16 protein-coding genes are annotated in these 19,824 nt (G+C 44.1%); 6 read left to right on the forward strand and 10 right to left on the reverse strand.

The window, feature by feature from the left end:
* Positions 1–159: 159 nt before the first annotated feature.
* Positions 160–801, reverse strand: a complete 642-nt coding sequence (gene udk, locus KI742_RS14755) for a uridine kinase (protein WP_005380833.1) — start codon at positions 799–801, stop codon at positions 160–162.
* Between the two features lie 180 nt (positions 802–981).
* Positions 982–2,058, reverse strand: a complete 1,077-nt coding sequence (apbC, locus tag KI742_RS14760; protein ID WP_132936840.1) for an iron-sulfur cluster carrier protein ApbC — start codon at positions 2,056–2,058, stop codon at positions 982–984.
* 162 nt (positions 2,059–2,220) lie between these two features.
* Here apbC and metG point away from each other — a divergent pair, with 162 nt between their 5' ends.
* Positions 2,221–4,296 (forward strand): methionine--tRNA ligase, encoded by a 2,076-nt coding sequence (gene metG, locus KI742_RS14765; protein ID WP_053306621.1) that lies wholly within the window; start codon positions 2,221–2,223, stop codon positions 4,294–4,296.
* Positions 4,297–4,506: 210 nt separating this feature from the next.
* Positions 4,507–5,316: a hypothetical protein gene (locus KI742_RS14770; protein ID WP_017821380.1), complete on the forward strand. Its 810-nt coding sequence runs from the start codon at positions 4,507–4,509 to the stop codon at positions 5,314–5,316.
* A 110-nt stretch (positions 5,317–5,426) separates the two neighbouring features.
* Here the strand turns inward: KI742_RS14770 and fadR are convergent, their stop codons facing one another.
* Positions 5,427–6,266 carry a fatty acid metabolism transcriptional regulator FadR gene (gene fadR, locus KI742_RS14775; RefSeq protein ID WP_005380824.1) on the reverse strand — a complete coding sequence of 280 codons (840 nt, stop codon included), beginning with the start codon at positions 6,264–6,266 and terminating at the stop codon, positions 5,427–5,429.
* A gap of 639 nt (positions 6,267–6,905) precedes the next feature.
* On the opposite strand from fadR, the gene nhaB reads away from it, so the two are divergent.
* Both nhaB and dsbB read left to right on the forward strand, forming a co-directional pair.
* The gene (gene nhaB / locus KI742_RS14780; protein ID WP_005380822.1) at positions 6,906–8,492 is read left to right on the forward strand and encodes a Na(+)/H(+) antiporter NhaB; all 1,587 of its coding nucleotides are present in this window, start codon (positions 6,906–6,908) and stop codon (positions 8,490–8,492) included.
* Between the two features lie 83 nt (positions 8,493–8,575).
* Positions 8,576–9,112: a disulfide bond formation protein DsbB gene (gene dsbB / locus KI742_RS14785; protein WP_031781113.1), complete on the forward strand. Its 537-nt coding sequence runs from the start codon at positions 8,576–8,578 to the stop codon at positions 9,110–9,112.
* A 79-nt stretch (positions 9,113–9,191) separates the two neighbouring features.
* Here dsbB and KI742_RS14790 read toward each other — a convergent pair whose 3' ends face one another.
* Complete coding sequence (locus KI742_RS14790; RefSeq protein WP_005380818.1) at positions 9,192–9,809, reverse strand: YecA family protein; 618 nt, start codon at positions 9,807–9,809, stop codon at positions 9,192–9,194.
* 170 nt (positions 9,810–9,979) lie between these two features.
* Between KI742_RS14790 and dusC the strand changes: the two genes are divergently transcribed.
* Positions 9,980–10,939 (forward strand): tRNA dihydrouridine(16) synthase DusC, encoded by a 960-nt coding sequence (dusC, locus tag KI742_RS14795; protein WP_017633856.1) that lies wholly within the window; start codon positions 9,980–9,982, stop codon positions 10,937–10,939.
* A gap of 51 nt (positions 10,940–10,990) precedes the next feature.
* Here the strand turns inward: dusC and KI742_RS14800 are convergent, their stop codons facing one another.
* From KI742_RS14800 to yfbV, 6 genes are all read right to left on the reverse strand, one after another.
* Positions 10,991–12,451, reverse strand: a complete 1,461-nt coding sequence (locus KI742_RS14800; RefSeq protein WP_262656387.1) for a sensor domain-containing diguanylate cyclase — start codon at positions 12,449–12,451, stop codon at positions 10,991–10,993.
* 174 nt (positions 12,452–12,625) lie between these two features.
* Positions 12,626–14,452 carry a maltodextrin glucosidase gene (gene malZ / locus KI742_RS14805; protein ID WP_285385570.1) on the reverse strand — a complete coding sequence of 609 codons (1,827 nt, stop codon included), beginning with the start codon at positions 14,450–14,452 and terminating at the stop codon, positions 12,626–12,628.
* A gap of 141 nt (positions 14,453–14,593) precedes the next feature.
* Entirely contained in the window at positions 14,594–15,388 is a 795-nt protein-coding gene (locus KI742_RS14810; protein ID WP_005387275.1) for an ABC transporter ATP-binding protein, read from the reverse strand.
* A complete protein-coding gene (locus KI742_RS14815; RefSeq protein ID WP_213874807.1) occupies positions 15,385–16,320 on the reverse strand; it encodes an ABC transporter permease in 936 nt (311 codons plus the stop codon). Before KI742_RS14815 ends, KI742_RS14810 begins: the two co-directional genes overlap by 4 nt.
* Positions 16,321–16,494: 174 nt before the next feature.
* A complete protein-coding gene (locus tag KI742_RS14820) occupies positions 16,495–17,460 on the reverse strand; it encodes an ABC transporter substrate-binding protein (RefSeq protein ID WP_017633858.1) in 966 nt (321 codons plus the stop codon).
* Between the two features lie 330 nt (positions 17,461–17,790).
* A complete protein-coding gene (gene yfbV / locus KI742_RS14825) occupies positions 17,791–18,243 on the reverse strand; it encodes a terminus macrodomain insulation protein YfbV (RefSeq protein WP_285385569.1) in 453 nt (150 codons plus the stop codon).
* A 346-nt stretch (positions 18,244–18,589) separates the two neighbouring features.
* Here yfbV and KI742_RS14830 point away from each other — a divergent pair, with 346 nt between their 5' ends.
* The gene (locus tag KI742_RS14830) at positions 18,590–19,786 is read left to right on the forward strand and encodes an acetate kinase (RefSeq protein WP_005380807.1); all 1,197 of its coding nucleotides are present in this window, start codon (positions 18,590–18,592) and stop codon (positions 19,784–19,786) included.
* Positions 19,787–19,824: the final 38 nt, after the last annotated feature.

The raw sequence follows: 19,824 nt of genomic DNA on the forward strand, positions 1-19,824 counted from the left end.
ATTATAAGCGCAGACTCCATTTACCGCTGACAGTTCCACAAAAGCGTGAAAAATGTCTGGTTTTAACCTGCAACTGACTAATTTAAAAACAAAAAAAGAAGTGGCACTTAAGGTGCCACTTCTTCTCTTAAAAATAAAGCGATATAGCCGTCTATAGGCTTAAGCTTTCAAAAGTCTTGCAATGTGAGCTTTTAATACATCAATTGCGATACGGTTTTTACCACCGCGAGGAACAATAATGTCCGCATATTGCTTAGAAGGTTCGATAAACTGCATGAACATCGGACGTACTGTTTGTTGGTATTGCTTAAGAACAGACTCCATAGTTCGGCCTCGTTCTTCCACATCACGCTTAACACGGCGAAGCAAGCAAATATCTAACGGTGTGTCCATAAATACTGTCGCATGCATCAAATCACGAAGACGAGGGTCTGTAAGAAGAAGGATACCTTCTAGAATGATCACCTTTTTAGGTGTCATTGTGGTGGTGTTAATTGTTCTTGTGTGCTCAGTGTAGCTGTACTCAGGCACTTCTACTGCTTCACCACGTACCAATTTTTCTAGGTGCTCACACAGTAGGTCGTGGTCCAACGCACTCGGGTGATCGTAGTTCGTCTTTACTCGCTCTTCCATGCTTAGGTGGCTTTGGTCGTTGTAGTAGCAATCTTCCGTGATGACACCGATTTGATGATCGCCTACTTTCGCGCGAAGCTCATTATAAATAGTGCTCGCGATCAGACTTTTTCCAGAAGCAGAAGCGCCAGCAATACCTACGATGACGCATTGATTATTATCAGACATTAGTTTGCACCCGATGATGATTTCTAGTCACATAAAAAGATAAACTGCCTGATTATAGGGAGTTCACCCCATAGTTACTAGTTGGAATTAGGGTTTAGTCATAAGTTTCTGCCTGCTCAGAGGATTAACCTCCGAGCAAACGTTAAAATGTGCAATTATCAACCAACAGGCATAGTAAACTTAGTTCACCATTGTAAAGCTAATCGCATCTGGTTTTGCTTTGCCTTGCCAAAACATCGTGCTACATACGCGATCGGCAAGTTGCTTATAATACCCTGCATGCTCACTTTCTGGGCGTCTTGCTACCGTTGGCACGCCAGCGTCAATATCTTCTCGCATAGAGATATGAAGCGGAACTTGTCCTAACAATGCTAAGCCAAATTCTTGCGACATTTTTTCAGCTCCGCCCATACCAAAAATATGCTCTTTCGCGCCACATTGACTACAAATGTGATAACTCATGTTTTCCACAACACCAATAACCGGGACATGGACTTTGTTAAACATTGCCGCTCCCTTCCTTGCATCGGCAAGGGCTAAATCTTGCGGCGTTGTGACTAGCACGCTACCTGTTACCGGAATTTGTTGTGACAGAGTCAATTGAATATCCCCCGTACCTGGCGGCATATCAATCACCAAATAATCCAAATCTGGCCAATCTGTTTCAGTTAATAACTGCGACAATGCTTTTGAAGCCATTGGACCGCGCCATATCGCCGCTTCTGATTTATCCACCAAATAACCGATAGAATGAGTATAGATGCCGTGAGCAAAAATGGGTTCCATCCACTTGCCATCACGAACTTCTGGTTTAGCATCTTCTTGCCCCAACATCATAGGTACAGACGGACCATAGATATCTGCATCCAACAATCCCACTTTCGCCCCAGATTGAGCAATCGCCAACGCTAAGTTAACTGCGGTAGTAGATTTACCAACGCCACCTTTCGCAGAACTGACAGCAATGATGTTCTTAACACCCTTAACCGAGTTAGCCACTTGAGTTTCTAAAGCTTTAACTCCAAGGCGAATATTAAATGGGAATTCAGCCACTTTACCCGAGGCTTGCTGCTGTTTGATCCAGTCATGCAGTACGGTTTGAAGCTCATTACTTGCGAATGGCAACGTTATATCAATAGAACCCTTTGTCGTAATCGAAATTGCGCCATGAGTATCTGCCCAGTTTTCCACCAACTGTGGATGTTGGAATTGGTTAAACCAGTGACAAAAATCTTGTTTTGAAGTGAACTGATGCATAAGCCCTCCTTTTAGATGTCATGCTACCACCGTCCAGGCTCAACCAGAACCCCAAAAAAACTAAGGCATTCCGCAGTTTGACACCTTGGAGTTAGTCAGTTCATGGGGTAGTATTATCCATCAAAATTTATTTATACCTATCAAGAAAAGCGAATATTAAGTATGGCAAACGATCCAAAAAACTTTCCGTCAAGGAAAATGCTGGTAACTTGTGCCCTTCCGTACGCTAACGGTTCGATCCACCTTGGTCATATGCTTGAGCATATCCAAGCGGACATTTGGGTTCGTTACCAACGCCTACGCGGCAACACTGTAAACTTCATCTGTGCTGACGATGCTCACGGCACGCCAATCATGCTTAAAGCGCAACAGATGGGTATTACTCCTGAAGAAATGATTGCCGCAGTTAGCGAAGAGCACCAAAAAGACTTCGCTGGATTTGATATCAGCTTTGATAACTACCACAGCACACACTCAGATGAGAACCGTGAGCTAGCGTCACACATTTATCTTGAGTTGAAGAAAAATGGCTTTATCTCTAGCCGCACTATCTCTCAGCTGTTCGATCCAGAAAAAGAGATGTTCTTACCGGACCGTTTCGTAAAAGGTACCTGTCCAAAATGTAAGTCTGAAGACCAGTACGGTGACAACTGTGACAACTGTGGTGAGACTTATAGCCCAACAGAACTGATCAATCCTAAATCTGCGGTTTCTGGTGCGACGCCAGTAATGAAAGATTCAGAGCACTTCTTCTTCGACCTGCCTCAGTTTGAAAGCATGCTAAAAGAGTGGACTCGCTCTGGCTCGCTACAAGCTGAAACAGCGAACAAAATGCAAGAATGGTTCGAATCTGGTTTGCAGCAATGGGATATCTCACGTGATGCACCATACTTTGGCTTCGAGATCCCTGGTGAGAAGAACAAATTCTTCTACGTATGGCTAGACGCGCCTATCGGCTACATGGGCTCTTTCAAAAATCTATGTGACAAGCGCGACGACCTAGATTTCGACGAGTATTGGAAAAAAGACAGCTCAGCAGAGCTGTACCACTTCATCGGTAAAGACATCGTTTACTTCCACAGCCTATTTTGGCCAGCAATGCTAGAAGGTTCTGGCTTCCGCAAGCCTAACAACGTATTCGTACACGGTTACGTAACCGTAAACGGCGCGAAAATGTCGAAGTCTAAAGGTACGTTCGTAAAAGCAAGCACTTACCTAGAGCACCTAGACCCTGAGTGTCTACGTTACTACTACGCTGCGAAGCTAAACAGCCGTATCGATGATCTAGATCTTAACCTTGAAGACTTCACTCAGCGCGTAAACGCTGACGTTGTTAACAAGATCGTTAACCTTGCATCTCGTAACGCAGGTTTCATCGCGAAACGTTTTGAAGGCAAACTGTCTGACAACTTTGCAGAGCCTGAACTTTACAACGAATTTGTTGCTGCTGCTGACCGTATCGCTGAGCTTTACGAAACGCGTGAGTTTGGTCGTGCAATCCGTGAAATCACGGCATTGGCAGACAAAGCTAACCAATACGTTGATGAGAAAGCACCGTGGGTTGTAGCAAAAGAAGAAGGCAAAGATCAGGAACTACAAGACATCTGTTCTGTCGGTATCAACCTGTTCCGCGTACTGATGACTTACCTGAAACCAGTAATGCCATCGCTAGCTGCGCGTACTGAAGCGTTCCTAAACCAAGAGCTAACTTGGGAAAACATCGCTGCTCCACTAACAGGCCACGAGATCACTAAGTTCAAAGCACTGTTCAACCGTATCGATCCGAAGAATGTTGAAGCTATGATCGAAGCGTCTAAAGAAGATGCGGCGGTAGAAATGGCGGCGAAAGAGAAAGCTGAAGCGGAAAAGAACAAGGCTAGCCAAACCGAGCTAGACAAAGAACCAATCGCTGAAGAGATTGAGTTCGATGCTTTTGCTGCAGTAGATATGCGTATCGCTCGTATCATCTCTTGTGAAGAAGTACCAAAAGCCAACAAACTGCTTAAGTTCCAATTGGACATCGGTGGTGAAACTCGTCAGGTATTCTCTGGCATCAAGTCAGCTTACAAACCTGAAGAGCTAGAAGGCAAGCTAACGGTAATGGTAGCAAACCTAAAACCTCGTAAGATGAAGTTTGGTATGTCTGAAGGTATGATCCTAGCGGCAGGCCCTGGTGGTAGCGACCTGTGGATCCTTGAGCCACACGAAGGCGCTCAACCTGGTATGCGCGTAATGTAAGTTGTAGCTTTACAATCAAATTTAAAAAGTCCTCGCCAGTTCAGCGGGGACTTTTTTTGACTGAATTCACACTTTTGGGGAATTTGTGCACCAAACTTGTACAGCACCTCTCCCATCACAATCCTAAATTACTGTTTTAATAGAATTTAATTAGTGGCATCAAAACTGCAATCTTCCTTGCTAGGTCCAAACACTAACAAGGAGTTGGTTATGTTTGTTTTGATTTCCACACTATTGTCCATCGCTATTTTAGCCGGAATATATCACTTATCTTCTAAACGAGAGCAGCAACATGCGCGCAAATATCAGCTGTTAACATTGTTGCGAGATGTTGTTCACCTTCTGAGACACCACCGAGCTGCTACTCACTACTCGCTTCAATTCCAACAAAACGATCAACAAAAATTGGACGCTCTTCATGATGCTCTGACTAACAAGCTGCATCTTTTAGTCGAAACATCACGGTTTGAAAACAAACCCATGTATCGCGTATTACAGATTAAAGTAGGGAAACTACTTGAACAATGGAATGACCATAGTGTTGCAAGAAACCAGATGGAGCATGGTAAGTTAATTCGTCATTGCTTGTTTTTGATGGATGAAGTAACCATCGCATGGCTAGCGGTTGAACAAAGAGATGACTTGCATAATGAGTATCACATGAACTGGCAAAACATTATGGATAGCTTGGAGACCCTGACTCAGTTGCGAATCAGCATTCAAGATTTAGGAGAGCAAGGCGGAAATGAACGTTTCAAAAATTATGCATCGGTCATGATGCGTAAGCTAAACCAACTAGCGGTTATCGCTCCACTTAGCATTACCTCTCCTGCTTCCACGCGCTCAATACAGACGCTAAATGAATACGTGACAGGGAGTCATGTCGACTTAACAGAAGCAGAGCTTTATGGCGTCACATCGGACTTGTCATTGACCATCTTCAATACTTACGACCATGTCCTTTCAGATGTCGTAGAGTCATTATATCTACCGTTACCCAGACTCTCACTAGCAGGATAAACGTTCCATACCTTATTATTGGTGCTTGGTTCGTCGCCGACTTATAAATAAAAACAAAAAAACCGCAGGCCTAAGGCACTGCGGTTTTCGTTTATTCAACTTGTCAGCGCTTAGCTGTCGTCTTCCGTGAAGTTCGTTGGTAATTGCTTTTTCATTTCGTTCCAGATCAACGCACTTTCCATACCATAATGACGAATCACTACTGGTAGTTGCTCACGCTGGCCACTTTCACAAGTTTCGAGCAATTGATGGTAAAACTTCAGAGCTAGCTCACGAGAAGCTGGATTTGAGAAGTAGTAGCTACCGACACGATCGTAGAGCTTCTTCAAACCATTAAAGATCAAACCGTAAATTTGATTTCCTGAATGGAATGCTAGGCGCTGGAAAAGCATATAATCGTAAAAGTTGAACGTTTTAGCAATCAAGATTTCTTGACGCTTCGCTTCATCTTTCTCGTTATCTTCTTTCACATTCTGCAGAACTTTTTCAGCATACGGCGAAGAAGCGATGAATTCGTCCCAGGAAGCCGCATTCATTAAAGCTTCACAAGATTCGATTACATTCTTAATTGTACGCTCAGAGCTCTCTTTGTTCGCTTTAAATGCATAGCGCATAAAGATAGGACTGATGTTAGTACGTGCCGCAAGCAGATCTTCTACAATGTTTGTCGCATTATCAACGTCTAGCGTCATTAAAGTATCCAAAATATGCAGACCAGAGGTCTCCATAAATTGGTTAACTTTCGTAGGTTTGCCGTGCTGGATAGTCAGCCATCCATCACGGGCTAGTCGTTGAAGAACCTCTCTTAAAGTCGTTCGAGTAACACCAATCAGTTCGGACAGCTCGCGCTCAGCAGGTAAAATTGAGCCTGGAGGAAAACGGCCGTTCCAAATGCTCTCGATAATATATTTTTCTGCGAATCCCGCAGGGCTTTTCGCCTTTATGACCATTCTACTTTTTATCCAATATTGATTTCTGAGGGTCGATACTACTCATCATACCACTACTTAGCGGTTTGAGAAAATTTACGATCAATAGTGGAAACGACTCCATAACATAGAGTTAATACTCTATATGTTGTGTCAATTTAAGAGGCTCTAACATGCGAGCGAAAGCAGTAAAATATGAATTTTCATTTAATTAAACAGCTCACAAATCTCGGAGAAATAAAGACAACCGTGTCACATTTTTATATTCAAAATATGAAAAATTACTTTGTATATCACAGTTAATATTCTTTCTTAATTTGCCTTTTCTCGTCACTGACCGTCATTTAAAATCCAAGAGGATTTTTTTAAGACTTTCATGGTATAGTAACGCCGTTTTGATCGCGTTATTACATTTAAAAAGTCATTTTAGTCGGTAGCATCACGTTTTGTTATTGACTAATAAATGCCTGAGTGTAGAGTTTGCGGTCGAAAGTGAGCGGTGCTTGAGTTCAGGGGAAGTAACTTGGCAAGACTACAATAAACAAAGGATTGTTGTTTTACTAAGTTATTGTTTTTAAAGACTAGTTAATAAGTCTAACAAACAGATACTTAAGCACTATTGTAGTGTCTATTCATAATTTTGTTATAAAGAGAATTATCATGCCGATATCGCTCGGAAACGCTTTTATCAAGAACTTCCTTGGTAAAGCGCCTGATTGGTACAAAGTTGCCATTATAGCCTTCTTAATAATTAACCCGATTGTATTCTTCCTAATAAACCCATTTGTAGCTGGATGGTTGTTGGTCGCTGAATTTATTTTCACGCTAGCAATGGCATTAAAATGCTACCCATTACAACCTGGCGGTTTACTTGCTATTGAAGCCATTGCTATCGGCATGACTAGCCCTGCGCAAGTTAAGCACGAATTAGTAGCAAATATCGAAGTACTGCTACTTCTGGTATTTATGGTTGCGGGCATCTACTTCATGAAGCAGCTATTGCTGTTCATTTTTACCAAAATTTTACTTGGCATTCGCTCTAAAACCCTACTATCACTCGCGTTCTGCTTTGCTGCGGCATTTTTGTCTGCGTTTTTGGATGCCTTGACGGTTATCGCCGTTGTTATCAGCGTGGCGATCGGCTTTTACTCTATCTATCACAAAGTGGCGTCTGGAAACCCTATCGGTGACCATGACCATACACAAGATGACACGATCACTGAACTAACGCGTGATGACCTAGAAAACTATCGTGCGTTTTTGCGCTCTTTGTTGATGCATGCTGGTGTAGGTACTGCCTTAGGTGGCGTAACCACGATGGTTGGTGAACCTCAAAACTTAATTATTGCAGACCAAGCGGGTTGGTTATTTGGTGAATTCCTAATCCGTATGTCTCCAGTGACACTCCCTGTATTTTTCTGTGGTCTCATCACTTGTGCTTTAGTTGAAAAGCTTAAAGTGTTTGGCTACGGCGCGAAGCTTCCTAACAACGTTCGTCAGATCCTCGTCGATTTTGACCGTGAAGAGCGTAAAACGCGAACAAATCAAGATGTCGCAAAACTCTGGGTTCAAGGTCTTATTGCGGTTTGGTTGATCGTTGCACTCGCTTTGCACTTAGCGGCTGTCGGCTTAATTGGCCTTTCTGTGATCATTTTAGCGACCGCATTTACTGGTGTCATTGAAGAGCACTCCATGGGGAAAGCGTTTGAAGAGGCCCTGCCCTTCACTGCACTGCTTGCAGTATTTTTCTCGATCGTTGCTGTAATCATTGACCAAGAGCTGTTTAAACCAGTCATCGATGCGGTGCTTGCCGTTGAAGATAAAGGTACTCAGCTAGCTCTGTTCTATGTGGCGAATGGCTTATTATCTATGGTGTCGGATAACGTGTTCGTTGGTACGGTTTACATCAATGAAGTAAAAACTGCACTCATTGAGGGTCTCATTACTCGTGATCAGTTCGACTTACTGGCGGTGGCAATCAATACTGGTACTAACCTGCCTTCTGTTGCAACGCCAAACGGTCAAGCGGCATTCCTATTCTTACTCACATCGGCTCTCGCTCCATTAATTCGTCTGTCTTACGGTCGAATGGTTATCATGGCGCTGCCTTACACCGTCGTTCTTGCGATTGTCGGTCTGATGGGAATCATGTTCTTCCTAGAGCCTGCAACAGCTTCTTTCTACGAAGCTGGTTGGATTTTACCTCATAGTGGTGATCTGACTCCCGTAGTATCCGGTGGTCACTAAAATTTGAGTTGATTAGGAAACTTATCCACGATAAAAAGCTCTGAGTATTCAGAGCTTTTTCTATTTCAGACAGGAACAAAAACGTGACTATTTTAAATTCACTTAACCAGTTTTCAAAGGGACGTTTATCGTGGCTACTGCTTCTGCTATTCGTCGTTTTCTTTGAAGCATGTGCCCTCTATTTTCAGCACGTCATGATGCTTGCACCATGTGTCATGTGTATTTATGAAAGAGTCGCGATGATGGGAGTGGGCGTCGCTGCAATGGTTGGTATATTGGCACCCAAGAACCCAATTTTCCGCTGGCTAGGTTTGATAGGCTGGGGATTAAGTGCTTACAAGGGTTTGTTACTTGCGATGCAGCACGTTGACTACCAGTTTAATCCATCACCATTCGCGACTTGCGATTTATTCGTCACATTCCCCAGCTGGGCTCCGCTCAATCAGTGGGTTCCTTGGATGTTTGAAGCATATGGTGATTGCTCTAAGGTTGTGTGGCAGCTCCTTGATTTATCAATGCCACAATGGTTAGTCGTAATTTTTGCAGGCAATTTAATCGCTTTGGCATTAATTGTAATTGCACAATTCTTCCCAGCAAAACCCGTTAATCCAATTCGTTAATCCTACTGACGCGTAAAAATTAACAAAAAGCCGACCATCTGGTCGGCTTTTTGTTAAGTGGATAGCGCGGCGATTCGCTTTAGCCGCGTGATTGACCACAGCACTGCTTGAATTTTTTTCCGCTCTCACAAGGACAGGGATCATTGCGCCCGATACCTTTGAATGGGTTTAGGCTTTGAGCTTTATTGCCTACCATCAACTCATCCGCGCCCAGCGCGACTTCACCGACCATTAAATCAAGCTGATCGACTAAATCTGTCAGGGCCGGTGGCGTTTCAATACCTGCGTCGCGCATCTGTTGCTGCGTTGCTGGCTCATCGATAGCCAGCATCAAAGTGGTCAGTAATGCTTGCAGCATACGCTGTAATCCATCATTGAGCTCAACGTCTTGCCATTGTTCTTCAATCATTGGCCAAACAGACATAAAGCCTTCGGCAAAATCAGCAAGTTGTTCAGGTTCTTTGCCTGTTAGCTCTAGCACGGAATATTCGTTTCGTTGAATTCGGTTATGCTGCTTGTGAATTTGCTCTTCCACAGCTGGTTGAATCGCTTTGAATCCCTCACCTAATAGCGGCTCTAACCACTTTTCAGGAGCGAGTGGTTTTGTCGTCAGATTCGCAGCTAACACTGCGCCTTCGATAAATAGGCAAGATTCATCGACGTGAACTTCACCTTTTTCAATCAATGTGTATTGCATGACATCTGGTTTCCCATAAATTTGGCGGCATTATACCTCAGAGCTCAAAAGCACGTAACCTAACGTTGTGTGTTTGACTGCACTGGGCGCTTCGACTCTTTTAATGACAAACTTAACTTACATCGCTACAATCGCCCTCCTTTTTACCACCAAACTGTATTAGGCAAGCTATGCGAGTAGTACTAGGCCCAATGGAAGGCGTTTTAGATCATTTGATGCGCCAAATCCTGACCGAGATAAACGACTATGACCTGTGTGTTACGGAGTTTGTTCGCGTAATCGACCAGCTATTACCCGATCATGTATTTCACCGTTTATGCCCGGAGCTGTTGCAAGGTTCTCAGACTGCATCTGGTGTGCCAGTACATGTGCAATTGTTGGGACAAGAACCAAACTGGATGGCTGAGAACGCAATTAAAGCGGCAAATCTTGGCGCCAGAGGTATTGATATAAACTTTGGTTGCCCAGCCAAAATGGTCAACAAAAGTAAAGGTGGTGCTGCTCTACTTCAGCATCCTGAGCTCATTCACCGTGTGGTTAAAGCTTGTCGAGAAGCCGTTCCAGAAGCCATTCCCGTAACTGCAAAAATTCGTCTTGGCTGGGAGAACCCTGAAGATTGCTTTGAAATTGTCGATGCCATTCAGTCTGCTGGCGCAAATGAATTGACCGTACACGCACGTACTAAACAAGGTGGTTATAAAGCTTCTGAGATAAAATGGGATTACATCAACCAAATTCGCGAACGTTTCGATATCCCACTGATAGCGAATGGTGAAATTTGGAATTATGAAGACGGTCAACGTTGCATTGAAACGACTGGCGTTAACTCTTTGATGGTGTGCCGAGGCGCTTTCAATATCCCTAACTTAGGCAATATGGTAAAACATAACCACCAGCCAATGTCATGGCCCGAGGTGGTTGAGTTGCTCATCTATTATTCCAAGTTTGAGATGAAAGGCGATAAAGGCTTGTATTACCCAAACCGCGTAAAACAATGGTTCTCTTACTTACGTCAGGCTTATCCTGAAGCAAAAGACCTATTTAGAGAAATCAGAACGTTCAACAAAGCCGCACCAATTGTTGAGCATATTCAACGCTACCGCGATGACTTAAACTCTCAGGTTGCATAACTCCCGAACACAAAAAAGGACGAATATCTCGTCCTTTTTTGTACCTAAATCCTAGTAACAGATCTTATTTTTGCCGGTACTTTTGGCTTGATATAACTTTTCATCCGCCGCTTTAAACAATTCATCAAAGTTTTCTACTCGGCTCTCTTTACTAAACACCACACCGCCAGAGATCGTAAAGCCTTCTTTCGTTACGCGTGTCGAGCGCTCATCTATGGCTTTTTTTACTCTGTCTAAAATGAGTTTAATGCCTTCTGAATCTTCGTCATAAATCGCTAAAACGAATTCTTCGCCACCAAACCTTGAGGCAACATCGGTATGGCGAATATTTTCACGTATACATTTTGCAACAAGCTGAATTGCAGAATCACCGACATCATGACCATAGGTGTCGTTGATCTTCTTGAAGTTATCAATATCGAACACTGCCAAAGCAACCTGTTTTTTTGTCATCTTATTACGCCACACGGTTTGCATACCTCGACGATTCAATAAGCTGGTCATTGGGTCTCTTGCTGCCAGTTCTTTAAAGTAACGTCGCTCGCTATGCATATTCACATAGAACAAGACGACGGTACTCAGCACGTAAATAAATAGTGCGACAATAAGGCTGTATTTTTCAAAAACCGCTAGGTTCTTAGCTTCATCCCAAAGGTTGTACTCGTAGTACATGCTGTGATTCGCACTCAATCGCTCTAATTCGACTGGTTTGATTCGTGTACTGTTTGAAGGAATGGATTGTAAATTGGAAACCAAATGAAACTGACCAACAAGACCTAGCGACGAAGCCATGAGCGTATTGATGTCAAAATCAATAGACAAAACACCTTGATGTTCTCCTTTCTCATAGACGGGTACCGTCATACTAATGACTTGACCTTCCATCGAGTCCAACACAGGCCCTGGTCCAGCCAAGGTAATGTTCACTTTATCTTGCACGGTTTTTTGCCAAAAAGGTCGGGCTTTTAGCGTTGACAAAAGCTCTCTTGTGAAATTTTTTGCGTAGGTATCGGGTGAGGAGATAACGTAACCGCGCTTGTCAATGTAATGGATTCCAACAATGTGCGATTCAATATCGTGCAGAAATGACAATGACGGCGCAAAACCCGCCTTTTGTTCAGCTAACTGGTTAATCGTTGAACCTTGCTGACATAAGCTTTCGTCCCCTACGATCATATAATCAAGGTCAACCGCAGGTAACCCTTCACTATAAACACTTTCGAGTAATAACACATCTATAGGCCAAAGATAACAAAGCCCTTCTTTGACTAAAGAATTATGTTCTTCAAACAGTGGGTTAGCGTAATTGGTATAGTTGGTGAAGCTGTAATCTAAAGCCGTGAGTACTTTAATACCGCGAGACATTGCACGCTCGATACGCGAATACTCAGAATCGATATAGCGGTTAACCGCATCATAGTAATTTTTCGTTGTCACGAGTAAAACCACTACAAATAACGCCAGAGGAAAAAAGATGACAAATGAGAGGCTAAATCGCCTTTGGTTTACCATTGAGTACCATGCATATGAAAGGTCAATAGTCTCTTATGACTGCTATTAAATTGATACTCGTTATCTGGTGACGCATGCAATGCAGCACCAGATAACAAGAGACCAAACAAATGTGTGCGCGCTGCTTGAGACCGTTTATATATTAAAGGAGTTTAATCAATATAGAGTGTGGTGTCACTTTAGTCGCCATAATTTGCAGCTCTGTGCCGACATATTGACAGAGATATGACCTTTATAATCAACCTGTTCTGTGTCATCTAACAACGATATAACTTGGCTAACCTCCAAGCCCAGTTGCCACATAGGTAAATCGATTGAACATTCATTACCACTGAGATTAATCATAACAACGACTGCTTCGCGACCCAGTACACGTGCGTACGCCAACTGGTTGTTAGTGCAATGAAGCCATTGAATACAGCCCGACTGTAAAGGCTTACATTGTTTACGTATCTTGATCCATTGTTGGTAAAGCGATAGCCATTGTGAACTTTCGATTTCATTCCAAGGAAAACAGCGACGATTATCCGGGTCTAGACCTCCTTCTAGACCGACTTCACTCCCGTAGTAAATACAAGGCGTGCCAACGTAAGTCATAAGCATTGCTAGCGCGATGTTCATTTTACGCTTATCACCATCAACCAATGTGATAAACCGAGCAGTATCGTGACTATCGAGTTGATTTAGCTGCGATAGCTGATTAGAAAATGGGATTTTTGCTCTGGCTTCGTCCAACCATGCTTTAAACTCCAAACCATCAATGTTGATTGGATCGTACATAATGTCTTGTCGTGCGATAAAAGCTCGGACTGGATGAGCAAAACCGTAGTAGTTCATCGCCCCATCCTCTTGATCACCTTGCAACCACTGCGTTGCTTCAAAAAAGTGCTCACCTAACACATAAGCATTCGGTTTTACTGACTTAGTCGCATTACGAAACGCTGCCACATAATGAGCATTGTTTTTCGCGCCGTCCCCTTCGCCAAGCATATGAATTACATCAAACCGCCAGCCATCAACCAAGTACGGTGGCTTCAGCCAGTACTTGATGACAGACTCTTCACTTTGGTAGATGTAGTCGCGCACCTGTTCATTTTCGAAGTTCAGAACCGGTAAGTTACCAATGCCTTTCCAACCAATGTAGTGATTGGTTTCGCCTTCGAAAAAGTAGTAATCACGGAACTTTGACTGCGGATTGCCATATGCTCCTTCTCCTTTTTGTTGGATATCAAACCAAGGATGATGCACTGACGTGTGGTTAAACACCGCGTCTAAGACAATCTTCATATTCTTACCACGGATTTTCTCACACAGTTCAGCAAACTGATCGTTGGTGCCGAACATAGGGTCAACAGTGAAGTAATCGGTGGTGTCGTATTTATGATTACTTGGTGAAGAAAAGATCGGATTAAAATAAAGCGCAGTAACGCCGAGCTGCTCAAGATAGTCCAACTTTTGCTCCACACCTTTGAGGTCGCCGCCAAAGAATTCACGCGCCCCGGTATTTTGGTGAGAGCCTACCGCGTCTCCCCACGCCTTGACGATCGATGCAGAATCATACTGAGCATAAGCGTGGCGAATATCAGACTCACTTTTACTAGCAGAAAAACGGTCAGGAAAGATTTGATAGAAAACTTGCTCTTGGACCCAGCTTGGTGGTTGATGGTTTACATTCAACTTAAAGTGGAACTCTTTGGGTGGAATACGCTTTTGCACACCCCGTGCATCGAGCCAGTATTGTTGTCCGTCTTTGAGGATCTTAAACACATAATGTGTGACATCTCGATCTCGATTTGGTCGAAACGATGCCTCCCATAGTAACAATTCCCCAGCTGTTCCAATTTGAGCCATGTCGACCAGATATTCTTCATTGTCCGGCTCAATACGCACATAGACGGAATCAAAATCCAATGTCTCGGTTTTCAGTCTGACTGTAATTTGCTCGTCATTAAAAGCTAAACCATCAATAGTTTGACTATGAAAAATAAATGGCAGGTTCATTATGGGCACTCCTCGTCATCGGATATGCCACTATGTTATTGAAGAATTAGAGACAAGAAATCCTCCTTGCGAGTTGACATATCAGCCAATTTTCTCAAGGAGGATCACACTTAGTAGGCGTAGTGACTTGTCGGATAACGCTTAGTTCAACAAGAGACTGTCATCTGCCAGCTCTTCACCACGCACTTTGGAGAACATATCCAACAAGTCTGGTACTTGCATGTTAGCGCGCTGCTCTCCAGCCACATCAAGCACAATTTCACCTTGGTGAAGCATTACGGTCCTATCGCCACATGCTAATGCGTCTTTCATCGAATGCGTCACCATCATCACTGTTAAATCGAACTCATCGACAATACGTTTAGTTAAGTCGATAACAAACGCCGCCATACGAGGATCAAGCGCAGCCGTGTGTTCATCAAGCAATAACAGCTTACTCTCCGATAACGTCGCCATCACAAGGCTAACGGCTTGTCGTTGTCCACCAGACAGCAACCCAATGCTATCACCCAAGCGGTCTTCTAAACCAAGACCGAGGATGCTAATTCGCTCTTGGAACAGCTTGCGACGTTTAGTAGAGAGCGCCAATCCCCAGCTGCGTTTTTTACCACGCATGTGCGCTAGAGCCATGTTCTCTTCTATCGTCAGTTCACCACAAGTCCCGGCCAATGGATCTTGAAACACTCGGGCACATTGCGTCGCACGTTGGGCTACCGTCTGCTTGGTGACGTCTTTGCCATCAATGATCACCTGACCACCTATCATCGGCGTCTCACCTGTCACCGCACCAAGCAACGTGGATTTTCCTGCGCCATTAGAACCAATCACGGTAAGAAATTGATGCTCTGGAACCTCTAAAGAGACGCCTTTCAATGCACGATTTTCCAAAATCGTCCCAGGGTTGAACGTGACCTGAATATTATTTAGTTCGATCATAATGCCTCCCCAGAACCATTTTTTGATGCCGCTTGTTTAGCATCAGTAACGCGTTGTTTCGCTCTCATGCTCTGTTTTAGCTTTGGAGCAATAAGCGCCACAGCCACCAATACTGCGGTAACAAGGTTGAGGTCTGAAGCTTGTAAACCAAACATGCCAGAGCTCAAAGCGAAAGCCACTGCAAGGCGATAAAGTACCGAACCGATGATGACCGCAAATACCGCAACCCAAATCTTGCGCCCGGGAATAAGGGTCTGCCCCAAAATCACAGCTGCCAAACCAACGACAATGGTGCCCACGCCAGAGGTCACATCCGCAAAGCTGTTCGTTTGTGCAAACAACGCGCCTGCGAATCCCACAAACCCGTTGGATAAAGCCAAGCCAAAGTAGGTATAAAAGCCAGTGCTCGCCCCTTGCGCAGAAACCATACGCGCATTCACACCCGTGGCTCGTAAACCAAGACCAAAGTCGCTGTTCAGCAGGCGAATGACAAAGAAAGCGGAAAGAAGAACTAAGACCCCAACAACCAGAGGGCGAATAAACATCGCATCGCCCAATGCTTCAAACGGAGTGAGAATAGTATCCTCTCCAAGCAACGCCATATTAGGTTTGCCCATAATACGAATATTAATTGAAAATGCAGCGATCATGGTAAGAATGGAAGCTAACAGGTGTAAAATACCACACCGAATAGCCAGAAAAGCGGTTACCCACCCCGTCATACTACCAGCTATCATCGCCATTATTGTCGCAAGCCAAGGATTAATACCTGCGACAATCGCCGTTGCAGCCACCGCAGCTCCCATTGGAAAGCTGCCATCCACACTCAAATCGGGGAAATCGAGAACACGGAACGTAAGATACACACCCAGAGCGACTAGGCCATAAATCAAGCCAATTTCGAGTGCGCCAAAAAAAGCAAATGCAGACATAACTGCTCCTTTCTGCATGCTCAGGCTGGCTAATACCAACCTGAACGTAAGACTTCTAACGTATACTCCCCTTCTTCTCTAGCAGAATGCTCTACACGAGAAATCCGGCGAGTATCAATTTTGGGGCAAGCGTCTACAAACCAACGTGACGGTCTTTACCCCAAAAAGCGTTACTTATTGCATGCTTGTCGCACGTTCAACCACAGAACTTGGCAGCTTGATACCGAGCTTAGATGCTGCGCTTTCGTTAATTACAAGGTCAGAGCCCGTCGCGACTTTTACATCTAGCTTGCCTGGTTCTTGACCATCAAGAATCGCCGCCACGTAATCCGCGGTTTGTACACCAACCTGGTAGTAGTCAAAACCTAAGCCTGCAATTGCACCTTTTTCGACATACGACGTCGCGCCACCAAATACAGGTTTCTTCGCTTGATTCGCTGCCACAATCATCCCTTCAATCGCACTTGCAACTGTATTGTCTGTTGGGGCGTAAAGAATGTCTGATTTCGCTGCAATCGCTTGAGTCGCAGACTGAACATCAGCACTTTTTAGTGCGGTCGCTTCAACCACTTGTATGCCTTTTGCTTTTGCGCTTTCTTTTAGTAATTCAACTAAAGTCACGGCATTAGCTTCACCGGGATTAAATACAACCCCGATGCTTTTCACCTGAGGAAGAATTTCTTGGATGAGATCGACATGCTGAGCAACGGGTGAAAGATCAGACAGGCCAGTTACGTTTTTGCCTGGTTGTTCCATCGACTTAACCAATTTCGCACCAACCGGATCTGTTACCGCAGTAAAGACAACAGGAATAGAGCGAGTAGCCGACACCAAAGCTTGTGCCGAAGGTGTCGCGATGCCAACTAACACATCAGGATTTTCGCCGACGTACTGACGGGCAATTTGCACCGCAATCGCTGGATTACCCTGTGCGGTCTTATAATCAAATTCTAGATTTTTGCCTTCTTCGTAGCCTTTCGCTTTCAAACCATCAAGTAACCCTTGGCGCGTCGCGTCTAACGCCGGGTGTTCGACAATCTGTGAAACTGCGACAGTTGCAGTGGCGGCCAGTACATTGGTAGAAGAGAAAATAGCAGTAGCTGATAGAACGGCAGTGGCTAATAAACGTTTCGTTTTCATCATAACTCCTTGATGTGACTTCGTCCTTGTTTCACGAGCTTTCAATATGTGTATCGACTCGTGAATTCAAATGTTTGAAGGCGGTATTGTTGTGTTCATATAACTGTGCACTTCTTGCGCATCTTGTTTTTATTATTACTACTAAGTCTTAGTAAAGAAAAGAAAGATTTAACACTAAAGCAACATTTGTGATCGGGGGGACTTCTTCATCCGGAAAGAATCTTTGGTAAACAAAGCTTCGCTCGCTTCATCAACGACCGTCAAAGTAGGTAATAGAGGCAGGATCAAAAATGGAGCGGCCAGTGCACACTCCATTTCAAACAATTTAAATTAGAACCAACGCTCTAATGACGATTTATCGAGCTGGCGAAACGCTCGGTTCAGTATTATCGCAAGCTCTTTGTAACGAGGGCGAGCTTTGACAGGCTCTAATGCAAAACCTGTTTCCACAATTTTTTGATGCAACTCCCGATACCAAGAGGCCAAAGAAGGCGGCAATTTCGTGTTGGATCGAGCACCAAGCCACCAAATGCCTTGAAGTGGCAAGCTAATCGCAAACAAGGCGACAACAATGGATTGAGGTAACGCGTGGTAATTGTTGAATGCCATTTGAGTGAGTATGCTGATCGCAGCAACGGCCGGCATGACTTTAATGCCAAAGCGAGTCGCCTTAATGATACGCTGTTCCGGAAATATGGCGCTTAGCTCTTTACGAACCGGCCAGATCTCCATGTAATTCTGGCCATCTTTCAGGCTATGGATCAATCCGACTTTATTACTCATACCGCTCTCTCACTAAAAAATAGTTGAACATTTCAACTGAAGGTACAAAAAATTGATGAAAGTTAATATTCTTTCAAATTTTTTTTGTTATCATTGCTTATTATCGCTATCCTTTGCAGACCCTCAATCTCATTGTTGCTGTTATTTACAATTTAAGCAACTCCGAGATATCTATCTGCACGGATCGCATCATAGTGATGGAAGGGTTCATCACTATTTCTTTATATGGAATTAGAACAATTTTTGACCAGGATTAGTACGCAGCCTTCTGGGTATCGGCTATTCTTGTGATTAATTTTTCATTCTTTAACTGATTTTTTATCAGACGAATAACAGGTAGTCATACATGTCTAAGCTAGTTTTAGTTTTAAACTGCGGTAGTTCTTCTCTTAAATTTGCCGTTGTTGATGCCGAGAACGGCGACGAGCACTTGTCAGGTCTTGCTGAGTGTCTTCACCTTCCTGAAGCTCGCATCAAGTGGAAACTTGATGGCAAGCACGAAGCTCAACTAGGCAATGGTGCAGCTCACGAAGAAGCACTAGCGTTTATGGTAGAAACTATTCTTGCTTCTAAGCCAGAGCTTAAAGCTAACCTAGGCGCAATCGGTCACCGTATCGTTCACGGCGGCGAGCAGTTCACTCAATCTGCACTAATTACTGATGAAGTTCTAAAAGGTATTCAAGACGCTGCAACATTTGCACCTCTTCATAACCCTGCTCACATCATCGGTATCGAAGCGGCTAAGAAAAACTTCCCAGAGCTGAAAAACGTTGCTGTATTTGACACTGCGTTCCACCAAACTATGCCTGAAGAGTCTTACCTATACGCTCTTCCATACAACCTATACAAAGAACACGGTATCCGTCGTTACGGCATGCACGGTACTTCTCACTTGTTCATCACTCGTGAAGTTGCAGGCCTACTAAACAAACCAGTTGAAGAAGTAAACATCATCAACTGTCACCTAGGTAACGGCGCATCTGTATGTGCGATCAAGAACGGTCAATCTGTAGACACTTCTATGGGTCTTACTCCACTTGAAGGTCTGGTAATGGGTACTCGCTGTGGCGACATCGACCCTGCTATCGTCTTCCACCTACACGACGCTCTAGGTTACTCTGTTGATCAAATCAACACGATGCTAACTAAAGAGTCTGGTCTTCAAGGTCTAACTGAAGTGACTTCTGACTGTCGTTTCGTTGAAGACAACTACGGTCAAAAAGAAGAAGCAACACGCGCAATGGACGTGTTCTGCCACCGTCTAGCTAAATACGTTGCTGGCTACACTGCTTCAATGGAAGGCCGTCTAGACGCAATCACTTTCACTGGCGGTATCGGCGAGAACTCTGGCCCTATCCGTGAAATGGTTCTAAACCGTCTTGGCATCTTCGGTATCGAAGTAGATAGCGAAGCTAACCTTAAAGCTCGCTTCGGCGGCGAAGGCGTTATCACGACTGAAAACAGCCGTATCCCTGCAATGGTTATCTCTACTAACGAAGAGCTAGTCATCGCTGAAGACACTGCTCGCCTGACAGGTCTTTAATTGAATTCCTGGCTAGCCACTCGGCTAGCCAGATTTTC

It is taken from the genome of Vibrio sp. D417a (genome assembly GCF_030248595.1).
Lineage (GTDB): Bacteria > Pseudomonadota > Gammaproteobacteria > Enterobacterales > Vibrionaceae > Vibrio > Vibrio alginolyticus.